The 12,059-nt window shown below is 56.7% G+C and carries 10 protein-coding genes; 9 read left to right on the top strand and 1 reads right to left on the bottom strand.

What is annotated here, in order from left to right; translation table 11 throughout:
• Positions 1-37: 37 nt before the first annotated feature.
• A complete protein-coding gene (gap, locus tag FND52_RS02975; protein WP_144129257.1) occupies positions 38-1,048 on the top strand; it encodes a type I glyceraldehyde-3-phosphate dehydrogenase in 1,011 nt (336 codons plus the stop codon).
• Between the two features lie 42 nt (positions 1,049-1,090).
• Here gap and FND52_RS02970 read toward each other — a convergent pair whose 3' ends face one another.
• Positions 1,091-1,804, bottom strand: coding sequence for a FadR/GntR family transcriptional regulator (locus tag FND52_RS02970; protein ID WP_125295373.1), 714 nt, complete (start codon positions 1,802-1,804; stop codon positions 1,091-1,093).
• 277 nt (positions 1,805-2,081) lie between these two features.
• Between FND52_RS02970 and ilvD the strand changes: the two genes are divergently transcribed.
• The 8 genes from ilvD (at position 2,082) to fni (ending at position 12,058) form a co-directional block, all read left to right on the top strand.
• Entirely contained in the window at positions 2,082-3,794 is a 1,713-nt protein-coding gene (gene ilvD, locus FND52_RS02965; protein ID WP_144129256.1) for a dihydroxy-acid dehydratase, read from the top strand.
• 49 nt (positions 3,795-3,843) lie between these two features.
• Positions 3,844-5,148 carry an FAD-dependent oxidoreductase gene (locus FND52_RS02960; protein WP_144129255.1) on the top strand — a complete coding sequence of 435 codons (1,305 nt, stop codon included), beginning with the start codon at positions 3,844-3,846 and terminating at the stop codon, positions 5,146-5,148.
• A 10-nt stretch (positions 5,149-5,158) separates the two neighbouring features.
• Positions 5,159-6,067 (top strand): NAD(P)-dependent oxidoreductase, encoded by a 909-nt coding sequence (locus tag FND52_RS02955; protein WP_144129254.1) that lies wholly within the window; start codon positions 5,159-5,161, stop codon positions 6,065-6,067.
• Positions 6,045-6,824: an HpcH/HpaI aldolase family protein gene (locus tag FND52_RS02950; RefSeq protein ID WP_244290534.1), complete on the top strand. Its 780-nt coding sequence runs from the start codon at positions 6,045-6,047 to the stop codon at positions 6,822-6,824. Before FND52_RS02955 ends, FND52_RS02950 begins: the two co-directional genes overlap by 23 nt.
• Positions 6,825-6,895: 71 nt before the next feature.
• Positions 6,896-8,254 carry an MFS transporter gene (locus FND52_RS02945; protein WP_125295369.1) on the top strand — a complete coding sequence of 453 codons (1,359 nt, stop codon included), beginning with the start codon at positions 6,896-6,898 and terminating at the stop codon, positions 8,252-8,254.
• 75 nt (positions 8,255-8,329) lie between these two features.
• The gene (locus FND52_RS02940) at positions 8,330-9,868 is read left to right on the top strand and encodes a UxaA family hydrolase (protein ID WP_144129253.1); all 1,539 of its coding nucleotides are present in this window, start codon (positions 8,330-8,332) and stop codon (positions 9,866-9,868) included.
• 180 nt (positions 9,869-10,048) lie between these two features.
• Positions 10,049-10,969 carry a polyprenyl synthetase family protein gene (locus tag FND52_RS02935; protein ID WP_144129252.1) on the top strand — a complete coding sequence of 307 codons (921 nt, stop codon included), beginning with the start codon at positions 10,049-10,051 and terminating at the stop codon, positions 10,967-10,969.
• 51 nt (positions 10,970-11,020) lie between these two features.
• On the top strand, positions 11,021-12,058 hold the full coding sequence (gene fni / locus FND52_RS02930) for a type 2 isopentenyl-diphosphate Delta-isomerase (protein WP_208737478.1): 1,038 nt from the start codon (positions 11,021-11,023) through the stop codon (positions 12,056-12,058).
• Position 12,059: the final 1 nt, after the last annotated feature.

Raw genomic sequence — 12,059 nt, 5'->3', positions numbered from 1 at the left:
TATCCTGATTGCAGAAACGGCACATCAGGAGGTAACTATGTTAAAGATCGGCATCAACGGCTTTGGCCGCATTGGCCGCAACGTATTCCGTGCGGCCCTCAACGATCCGCAAGTCGAAATCGTGGCGATTAACGACCTGACCGACAGCAAAACCCTGGCGCATCTGCTGAAATATGACTCCCTGCTCGGCACCCTGCCGCTGGCGGTTGAGGCGGGCGAAGGGGAACTGCGCATCGACGGCAACGCGGTGAAGGTATTCTCCCAACGTGATCCGGCAGAAATTCCGTGGAGCAGCGTCGGCGTGGATATTGTCATTGAGGCCACCGGCTTCTTTACCGAGCGCGACAAGGCGGCAGTGCATATCACCCACGGAGGCGCAAAGCGCGTCATCATCTCGGCCCCGGCGAAAAACGACGACATTACCGTGGTGATGGGCGTCAACCACCAGCAATACGATCCTGAGAAGCATTTTGTGGTCAGCAACGGCAGTTGCACCACCAACGGGCTGGCTCCGGCGGCGCAGGTGCTGCACCAGCAGTTTGGCATTGAGCACGGCCTGATGAACACCACCCACGCCTACACCAATAGCCAGGCGCTGCACGATCAGCCGGAAAAAGACCTGCGCGGCGCGCGTGCCGCCGCCCTGTCGATTGTTCCCTACTCCAGCGGCGCGGCCAAAGCGCTCGGCAAAGTGATCCCGGAACTCGACGGACGGCTGACCGGCTATTCGCTGCGCGTCCCGGTTCCGGTGGTATCGATCGTCGATTTAACCGTGACGCTGAAGCGCGATGTCACTGCGCAAGAGGTGAATGCCGCCTTCCGCGCCGCCGCTACTGACGGCCCATTGCAGGGAATTTTGGGTTACAGCGAGGAGCCGCTGGTTTCCAGCGACTATCAGGGCGATGCCCGCTCATCGATTATCGACGGGCTTTCCACCCTGGTGATTGGCGGTAATCTGGTGAAAATTCTCGCCTGGTATGACAACGAATGGGCGTTCTCAAATCGCCTGATCGACCTGGCCCGCCTGATGGAACATCGCGGCCTGTAATCACCGCTCCATCGCCATCTGACAGGATGGCGATGGAGGGCATTATTCAATCTCTTTATCGACGTGCTGAATGATGAGATCAGCCACCCGTCCGGCGTTTTTCGCCGCCAGAGCATCCAGGATAGCGAGATGCTCTTCATGAAGAATATCGGTTTTCTCCGGCGTATAGCCAAACTGCCGCCAGGCCAATACCCACAGATCGTGGATCTGCTCCTGCATAGCGATCAGAATGGCGTTACCGCCCAGCTCCGCCACTTTCTTCTCGAAACTTAAATCCAGACCAGCATCGTCGTTATCCACCAGTTGGCGGGCGAAAATCTCCCTATTGGTTTCGATAAGGTCGCGCAGCTGATTGATGCCAGATTTGTTGGCCCGCCAGGCGTAATCTTCAAAAATCGCCCGTTCAATCGCAGTACGCGCCACAATCAGCTGGCGCAATAAATCTTTCGTTACCCCCCCTTCAATCAGGCGAATCAGGCTGGTTTGATCGCTCATCGACACGGCGGTGGGTTCACACAGAAATGTTCCGCTGCCAACGCGGGTCTCAATCCGGCCGGTTGATTCCAGCACTTTTAACGCCTGGCGTACCGACGTACGGCTGACATTCAACATTTCCGCCAGTTCGCGTTCCGACGGCAAGCGCTCACCCGGCTGGATCTGCTGGCTATCCAGCAGATCGCTCAGATGCTGAATAATGGTCTGGAACACATCTGTGCGTTTAATTGGGATCATCGTGAATTTATTTTTTTCTGGCATTTCATCCCCCTTATGCCGGGTATCCGCTACCCGCACATCTGGTGAACCACAGAGTGGTCCTGTTGCTGGTGTATGGGCAGTATTATGCCACAAATTGGATGGACCACTAAACCTCCTCTCCTTTCACGCCGCGTTTTATGACGGCGCTCTCCTTTTAATAGCTTGAAAAACGCTGATTTTGTGAACTTCACTTCAAAAACACAAATAATTGGTTGGACAGCCATCCAAAAGTCGCGATAGTTACGCCATAAACCCTACCCCGATAAAGGAATTGATGATGTTCAGAAGTAATTTTAAGCCGGGCTCCACCCGCTGGGCTGTTCGCCGCGCACAATGGCGCAGCATGGGCATTCGCGAAGAAGACATGCATAAACCGAAAATTGCGATTATCAATACTTCAAACAAACTTTCCTGTTGCTACGTGCACCTTGACGAGCTCTGCCGCATCGTTGAGCAGGCTATTCGCGATGCTGGCGGTCTGCCGTTTGAAGTACGTACCGTCGCGCCCAGCGATTTCGTGACCAGCGCCGGTAAAAAAGCGCGCTACCTGATGCCGACCCGCGACCTGATGGTCAACGAAGTGGAATGTATGATGGAGGGCGCGGTGCTCGACGGCATGATCTGCCTCTCGTCTTGCGACAAAACCACTCCGGCGCATTTAATGTCCGCTGCGCGCCTCAACGTGCCGAGTCTGCTGCTGACCTGTGGGTATCAGGTAGGCGGTAAATGCTCGAATGAAAAGTTCGACGATCAGTTCTTTGATATCGACGACGTCTACGAGCAGGTCGGTGCGCTGGCGACCGGGGCAATCAGCGAAAAAGATCTCACTGATATGACCGATGTCGCTATCCAGTCGCCGGGCGTGTGCGCCGGTCTGGGCACTGCCAATTCAATGCATATCGTGGCCGAAGCGTTAGGCATGACCCTGCCGGGCAACTCGCCGATTTGGGCGAATGGCCGCAAGGTGAAAGAGTATGCTCAGGCCGCCGGTAAACGCATCGTTGAACTGACCCAGGCGCAGCTTCTGCCACGCAGCATCATTACTGAAAAAGCTATCCAGAACGCGGTGATGACCGTGCTGGCGGTGGGTGGTTCGGTCAATACCGTGCGCCATCTCTCCGCTATCGCCACCGAAGCCGAGTTGCCGGTAGACGTGATCGGGTTGTACGAAAAATACGGCAAAGATATCAAGCTGCTGACCTCGGTGCGTCCGAACGGCCCGTACCGCACGGAAGATCTGGAAGCGGCGGGTGGCACCACCGCTGTGATGAACCAGCTGCGCGATTTCCTGAACCTGGATGCCCTGACCGTCACCGGTAACGCCGTGGGCGACAACATTGCCCATGCCAGCGTAAAAAACAACGAGGTGATCCGCACCCTGAATAACCCGGTGAGCCAGCGCCCCGGTGTCGCTATCCTGCGCGGCAATCTGGCGCCGGACGGCGCGATTGTGAAGCTCTCTGCGGTTCCTGGCGAGCTGGAGCAATTTACCGGTCCGGCGAATATCTACGAAGGAGAAGATGAAGCTATTGAGGCATTAAGTCAGGGAAACATCCACAAAGGCGATGTGATAGTACTGCGCAATATGGGGCCTGCCGGCGGTCCGGGCACCGTATTCGCCTGCAGCTTCGTGGCAGCGCTCAATGGCGCGGGAATTGCCGAGCATGTGGCGGTGATCACTGACGGAGAACTCTCCGGCCTCAACCGCGGGATCATCATCGGGCAGTTGATGCCGGAAGCCGCAGCAGGCGGTCCGCTGGCAGTGGTCAAGCCGGGCGAAATGGTGCAAATAAACTTTGTCGACCTGAGTATTAATATGGACGTGCCGCAGGAAATCATCGAGCAGCGCCTGCAAGCCTGGCAACCCAAGCCCATCGAACTGGGCGGCGGCAGCGGCAGCTATCTCTCTCAGTATGCCCAACTGGTACAGCCTATCGCCCAGGGCGCGGTACTGGGCAAACGCCGCATTCATACGAAGCAAGTTGAATAATCTTCGCTGAACGCACGGGCTGAGAAGCCCGCCAAACAGGGAGTCTGTTATGGAAGTTTGTCACGAAACGGCGCGCGACCTGCCGGTCACCTATGATGTCGATGTGCTGGTGGTGGGTGGTGGTCCAACCGGTGTGGCGGCAGCGACCGCCGCAGCGCGCGCCGGGGAAAACACACTACTCATTGAAAAATACGGCTTCTGCGGAGGAATGGCCACTGCAGGCATGTCGGGGGCAATCTGCGGTTTGTTCACCTCGGGCAAAGGCCCGCATCATCAACTGGTACACGGCTTCGCCGGTGAGTTTTACCACCACCTCAAACAGCGCCATGCCGTCAGCGACCCGTTCCCGTTCGGTGAAACCAGACTGGTGGTACATGAACCTCACACCTGGAAAGAGATCGCCGACGATCTGTTGAGCGAGAGCGGCGTCAATGTGTTGTTCCATACCCTGGCCACTGATGTGGTGATGGACGGCGAACAACTGCGCGGGGTGATTATTGAAAATAAAGGCGGTCGCCAGTTTATTACCGCCAGGCGTTTTATCGATGCTACCGGCGACGGCGACCTGTGTGCCAAAGCTGGCGTGCCCTGGACTTTTGGGCGCAACGGCAAAGTGCAGTACCCGACCATGGTGTTCCGCATGACCAATGTCGATATCCGGCGCGGCATCGGTCACCCGGTTCCTCAACTGGAAGCCTGGGTGGAACAGGCCCAGGCAACGGGAATGGCGCTACCGCGCAAGCATATCTATCTGCTGCCCTCGCCCCGCCCTGGCGAAGTGATGTGCAACGTCACCAGTGTGCTGCGCGACGATGGCAGGCCGATTGACGCCACCTGCGCCGAAGACCTGAGCTTCGCTGAGTTGAAGGGCCGCAAAATCGTCAGGGAATACGAGCGCTTTCTTCAGCAGTATGTGCCCGGTTTTGAGCAGGCGTACCTTAATGACGTGGCGGCACAAATCGGCATTCGCCAGAGCCGGACCATTCAGGGCCAGCGTTGCCTGACCAACGATGACGTCTTTCAGGCAAGAAAGAGCCGGCGCACCGTCGCCAGCAGCGCATGGTGCATCGAAGCCCACGGTGATGACGGCATTTTTATGTTCTATCTGGATAACGACTATTACGACATCCCGTACGACACATTACTGCCGGAGAACGTCCCCAACCTGATCACCGCAGGACGCAGCCTGTGCGCGGAACATGAAGCCCTCGCCTCTGCCCGCGTCACCGCGCAGTGTTTTTTAACCGGCTATGCGGCGGGAACGGCGGCGTACTTAAGCCACCGTGATAACTGCCCGTTCGACGAAATTGACGTCGATGAATTACGCCAGCGTATTGAATATCAAACCTATTAAGGATTGCACAATGAAGTCAGTATTAGGATTTATCGGCCTCGGCATTATGGGCAAACCCATGGTGCGCAATCTGCTTAAGGCAGGCTATCCGGTGCATGTTTACAGCATCGAAGAACGGGATATCCGCGAAGTGGAGCAGGACGGCGCGCGGGGCGAAATCAGCTCTGCCGGGGTGGCCCGCCACGCCGATATCATTATCACCATGGTGCCGAATACTCCGCAGGTTGAAGAAGTGCTGTTCGGTGCCAACGGTATCGGCGACGCGCTGGGCGAAGGCAAGGTGGTGATTGATATGAGCACCATCTCATCGCTGGCGACCCGGGAGATTGCCGCGCGGGTTCACGCCACTGGCGCGCGGATGCTGGACGCGCCGGTGAGCGGCGGCGATAAAGGCGCGAAAAGCGGCACCCTGTCGATCATGGTCGGTGGCGATGTGCAGACCTTTGAACGCTGCCTGCCGGTACTGGAAGTGCTGGGGTCCCGCATCACGCATGTAGGAGGCAATGGCGCAGGTCAGGTGGTGAAATCCTGCAACCAGGTGCTGGCGGCCTCAACCATGGCGGCGCTGGGCGAAGCGCTGGTAATGGGTACCAAAGCGGGCGTCGACCCGACCAAAATTATCGAAGTGCTGAGCGCAGGGTACGCGCGCTGTGGCTGTATTGATATTCGCGGCAGCCTGCTGCTGGAGCGTAATTTCGATCCTGGCTTTATGACCCGTCTCCAGTACAAAGACCTTAATCTGGCGATGGAACTCAGCCGTGGCATCAACGTCCCAATGCCCATCGGCAGCATGGTGCATGAATTTTATAAAAGCATAATGGCCCAGGGGCTGGGTAATGAGGACCACTCGAACGTGATCAAAATATTCGAACGGATGGCGGGCGTGGAAGTGAAAGGTGGAGCAAAAAACCATGATTGAGCCGCACTGGAAACAGCGGCTTTACCATGAGCCGCTGCACGGGTGTTTCGTTACCTTCAGCTCACCGGCGCTGTGCGAATTCACCGCCCGAATGGGATTTGATTTTATTCTGATCGACAACGAGCACGGCGCGATGAACCAGGAGACGCTGGAAGATATGGTCCGCGCCTCGCAGGGCGTGGAGGTGCCCGCCATCGTGCGGGTGCCGATAAACCGCCACGAGTATATTCGCCGGGCGCTGGATTTTGGCGCGAACGGAGTGCAGGTGCCGCTGGTCAACACCGCCCGGCAGGCCAGAGAGGCGGTATCTGCCAGCCACTTTCCGCCACGCGGTGAGCGCGGTGTGGCGTTTCTGACCCGGGCGGCGAATTACGGGATGTGCCCGGACAAGGCCCGCTATATCGAAGACGCCGACGCCAGCAAGCTGGTTTCGGTGCATATCGAAACGCCGGAAGCCGTCGCGAATCTGGATGCGATTCTGGACGTAGAAGGGATTGACGTTTTGTTTATCGGCCCCGGCGATCTGGCGGTTTCCATGGGCTATGCCAACAGTCCGAATCACCCGGATGTGATGGAGACCATGGAAAATTGCATCCGCCGGATAAGTCAGGCAGGTAAAATCGCCGGCACCTATGTAGGGGATGCGGACCGGGCGGCTATGGCGATGGACTGGGGCGCAACTTATCTGGTTACCGCGATCACACCGTATATGGTGCAGGCCGGTACCCAGTATTTAATTAACGCCCGAAAACGATAACAACAGAAAAAGACGAAAGCGGAACCACGCTTTTTTAGCTCTACCCTACACATTGATAAAAAGGGGATCGTATGCATTCTCAACCTAAAAAGACCCATTCCAGATTTATTATTCTGGCAATGATTACTTTTGTATTAACCCTGGCGACAGGCGATCGCGCGACTATTTCCGTTGCCGGCCCGGAAATGCAAAATCAGTTGGGTATAACCTCAATCGAAATCGGGTATTTATTTTCCGTGTTCAGTTGGGCCTACGTATTATGTATGACGCCGGCAGGCTGGATCGCCGATAAATTCGGTTCTAAACGTGCCATGTTCTGGGGCATTTTACTGTGGTCGGCCATTACCGTCGTGATGGGCTGCGTCAGCTGGATCACCGCCGCCGTGGTACCAATGCTGCTGGTGTTACGCTTTCTGCTCGGAATGACCGAATCCCCGGTCGGCCCTTCGTCAGGCCGCATTATTGCCGCCTGGTTTCCTTCCTCAGAGCGCGGTGTCGCCGGAGCGATTTTTAACAGCGCGCAGTATGCCTCGATTGCGATCTTTACGCCGCTGATGGCCTGGCTGTGCCACGAATTTGGCTGGGAACATGTATTTATTGTCATGGGCTTTATCGGTATCGGCGTGGCGCTGGTATGGCTGAAATATTTCCACGTGCCGATGAAACACCCAACGATTAATCAGCAGGAGCTGGATTATATAAAAGAAGGCGGTGGCTTAATCGATCTGGATATTAAAGCCGTTAACCCTGCAGCCGGGAAAAAAAGCAAAGCGTCTTTAAAGGATATTGCACAGCTATTTAAAAGCAGAATGCTGGTAGGGATATTTATTGGCCAGTACTGCATCACTGCTATTACCTGGTTCTTTATGACCTGGTTCCCGATTTACCTGGTAAAGGAGCGCGGGTTTTCGATTCTCCAGGCCGGTTTCATGGCCTCTATCCCGGCGATTTGCGGTCTGGTGGGCGGTATCGCCAGCGGCTTTTTCTCTGACTGGATGCTGAAAAAGACCGGCAACTTAAGCCTCGCCAGGAAAGTCCCGATCACCATCGGCCTGACCCTGAGCGCCAGCATGATTTTCTGCAACTACGTCCAGAGCGAAGCGCTGGTGATTTTCCTGATGAGCGCCGCGTTCTTTGGGAAAGGCTTCGGTTCGCTGGGCTGGGCTGTGGTGGCTGACACCGCGCCGAAACAGATTATCGGCACCACCGGCGGCCTGTTTAACTCGCTGGGCAATATCGCAGGCATCGTCACTCCGCTGGTGATTGGCTACATCATTTCCAGCACCGGTTCGTTCCAGATGGCACTGGTGTACGTTGGCGCGCACGGCATTATCGCGGTATTAAGCTACTGGATTATCGTCGGCAAAATTCAGCGTCTGGAACTCACCACCGAAACTGAAGAGAAGAAAATCGAGAACTACTCGCACTGATTTATTTTCTGCGGCGTTCAACGCGCCGCCCCTGACCGATTAACGTGACACCCTTGAACCAAACTGGAGTGGATAATGAGCAATAACAGCACTAACACTGGACGCGTGATTCGACTCGACCCGCAGGACAACGTTGTCGTTGCGCCAAACGAAATCCCTGTTGGCACTTTTATTGCCAGCGAACACGTCACCACCCTTCATAAGGTGCCTGCCGGACATAAAATCGCCACCCGTCTGATAAGAAAAGGCGAACCGGTGCTGAAATACAACACCGTAATCGGCTTTGCCGGTGAAGACACCCCGCCAGGCAGCTGGATGCACAGCCATAATATCCTGTTTGACGACTTCGAACGCGATTACGCCTTCAGTAAAAACTACCAGCCGGTGGATTTATTGCCGCCGGAGCAGCGCGCAACCTTCCAGGGGTTTGTCCGTGAAGATGGTCGCGTAGGCACCCGTAACTATGTGGGTATCTTTGTGGTGGGTAACTGCGGTGCTACCGTGGCGCGCAAAATCTCGGACCACTTCACTCAGGAGAGGCTGGCGGAATATACCAATATCAATGGCGTGGTGCCGTTTATTCATGAGCTGGGCTGCGGGATGGAGATGACAGGTGAGCCGATGGATCTGCTGCGCCGCACCATTTCCGGCTATATCCGTAACCCTAATACCGCCGCCGCGCTGGTAATCGCCCTTGGCTGTGAGCGCAATAATATCCACGGCTTCTTTGAGCAGATGGGGCTTGAAGAGAGCGATAAACTGAAAAAACTGGTGATTCAGGACACCGGCGGTACCCGCAAAACCATCGAAAAGGGTATTGAAGCGGTGGAGGCGATGCTGCCGCTGGCTAACCGCTACCAGCGCGAAACGGTATCGGCGGAACATATCTGTATCGGCATGCAGTGCGGTGGTTCCGACGGCTTTTCCGGTTTGTCTGCCAATCCGGCGCTGGGTGCAGCGGTGGATATTCTGGTGCGCCACGGTGGTACCGCGATCCTGTCGGAGACCACCGAGATTTTCGGCGTTGAGCATACCCTGACCGCCCGCGCCATGACGCCCGCTGTTGGCCAAAAACTGGTGGACTGCATTCACTGGTGGCTGAAATACAACGAAGGCCGTGACTGCCAGATTAATGGTCGCGTCAGCCCCGGCAATAACGCGGGCGGGCTGGCGAACGTACTGGAAAAATCTCTCGGCGGAGCCAAGAAAGGCGGTAATGCGCCGTTAATGGAGGTCTACAAATACGCCGAGCCGGTTAAAGAACATGGACTGGTGTTTATGGACACCCCCGGTTATGACCCGGTTTCCGCTACCGGACAAATCGCGGGCGGCGCTAACCTGGTAACCTTCACCACCGGACGCGGCTCCTGCTTCGGCTCGTTCCCTGCTCCGTGCATCAAGCTTGCCAGCAATACCCCAATGTACACCCGGATGGAAGAGGATATGGATATCAACTGCGGTGTGGTGATTGACGGCGAAAAAACTATCCAGCAGATGGGACAGGTGATCTTCGAAAAAATCCTGCGCGTGGCCTCAGGCGAAGAGAGTAAAAGCGAGGCGCTGGGCGTAGGGGAAAATGAATTTGCCCCGTGGCCAATAGGCGTTCTGGCGTAAAACCGTATGAGCCTGCAGAGGCAGGCTCTTTTTATCGCTCCGCTTTACCCCTGCAATCTCATGTTATAAACCTGTACAAAAAATTATTGCAAACTTGTACAACCATCACTGGCGAACCCCCGCCGCGCAGTCTACGGTTAAACAAACACTACAGTCTGTTTCCATGGCGGTTCCTCATCAATGAGCGAGAATCAAAACACCCTGTCCGGTGGCGTGTCGGTCCACGAAATCAAAAGCACTATCGAGCATCACCTCAGCGGATTACTGAAAAACTGCGACAGTAAAACCGCAGTGGGCATGGCGATGCAGGAGAGCGTCTTAGGACAAGGCAAACGGATCCGCCCCCTGATGATGATGCTGATCGCGCACGATCTGGGGTATCCGGGCGAAAAGAAGACCCTGCTTGACCTCGCCTGCGCCGTGGAGATGATCCATAGCGCCTCGCTGATCCTCGACGATATTCCCTGTATGGATAACGCCGACATGCGGCGCGGCAAGCCGACTATTCACAAGAAATATGGTGAAAGCGTGGCGATCCTTGCGGCGATTGGGCTGCTGACCAAAGCTTTTGCGCAAGTCTCCGCCGTCAGCGGGCTGAACGGCGAGCAAAAAGCGCGGGTCGTGGGCGAACTGGCTAACGCCGTTGGTGAACAGGGGCTGGTGCTGGGCCAGTTTCGCGATCTGGCGGGCGTCGGGCACACCCAGAATATCAACGATATTACCGCCACTAACGATTTGAAAACCGGCGTGCTGTTTATCGCCATGCTTCAGGTGATTGCCCTGGCCGCCAGCGCCAGTGACGCCACCCACCAGCGGTTATCGGCGTTCGCCACCGACTTTGGCCAGCTGTTTCAGCTGCTGGACGATCTGTCGGATAGCCACTTCACTACCGGCAAGGATCGCAACAAGGATGCCGGTAAGCCTACACTGGTGAACGTGCTGGGCCGGGAGCGGGTCTGCGATCTGGTTTATCACCATTTTCACTCCGCCAATGAGCACCTGGCCGCGGTGTGTGTGGCCGGGCAGGAAACCCGTCAGTTTATTCACGCCTGGTTAACCCTGACGCTGGCGGGTGAAAAACCCGCCATGAAAAGCGCCTGATTTTGTCCGTTTGTGTATCGTTACCAGCCAGGTTGGAGGAATACCATGGCGTTGAAACAGCAGGGAATTGTACAGAGAAAAAACGATCATCTGGACATTATCCTTAACTCCCCGCAGGACGTGACGGGGACATCCACCGGCTTTGAATACTGGCGCTTTGTGCATTGCGCCCTGCCGGAAATCGATTATCAGGCTATTGATCTCTCCAGCCGGTTTCTCGGCAAAACCCTCAACGCCCCGCTGCTGATAAGCTCGATGACCGGCGGCGCGCAGCGTTCGAAATTTATCAATCACCATCTGGCGGAAGCGGCCCAGGAGCTGCGCGTCGCGATGGGCGTCGGCTCCCAGCGCATCGCCCTGGAAGGCAAGTCCGACAGCGGCATCGACAAATCGCTGCGCAGGCTGGCACCGGACATCCCGCTGATGGCGAATCTGGGCGCAGCGCAGCTGGCAGGCGATAAAGGCCTCGACGACGCGCGGCGAGTGGTCGAGATGATTGAAGCCGATGCGCTGATCGTCCATCTCAACCCGCTGCAGGAAATGCTGCAAGCCGATGGCGACCGCGACTGGTCAGGCAAGCTCGATGCCATCGCCCGCGTGGTGCGTTACCTGGAAGTGCCAGTGGTGGTCAAAGAAGTGGGCGCAGGCATTTCAGCGGCGGTCGCGGGACGGCTGATTGACGCGGGCGTCAGTGCCATTGATGTGGCGGGTGCGGGCGGCACCAGTTGGGCAGCGGTTGAAGGTAAACGCGCCCAGGATGCACATCTGCGCGCGCTGGCGATGGCGTTCGCCGACTGGGGGATCCCCACCGCCGACGCGGTGAAGGCGATTGCCGGGTCTTATCCGCAAATCCCGCTTATCGCCTCCGGCGGCATCCGTACCGGCATCGACGCGGCGAAAGCGCTGCGGCTCGGAGCCAGCCTCGCCGGGCAGGCGGCGGCGATCCTCGATAGCGCCACCGAATCCAGCCGGGCGGTGGTGGAGCGTTTTGCCGTCACCATCGATCAGCTCAAACTGGCCTGTTTCTGTACCGGCAGCCCCAATCTGGAAGCCCTGAAGCACGCCGACATCGTCTGGTGCGGCCGCTGAC

The sequence above is a fragment of the Atlantibacter subterraneus genome, assembly GCF_007570865.1.
Lineage (GTDB): Bacteria > Pseudomonadota > Gammaproteobacteria > Enterobacterales > Enterobacteriaceae > Atlantibacter > Atlantibacter subterraneus.
The sequence above is the reverse complement of the archived record's forward strand: the minus strand, read 5'-3'. Positions and strand labels throughout refer to the sequence as shown.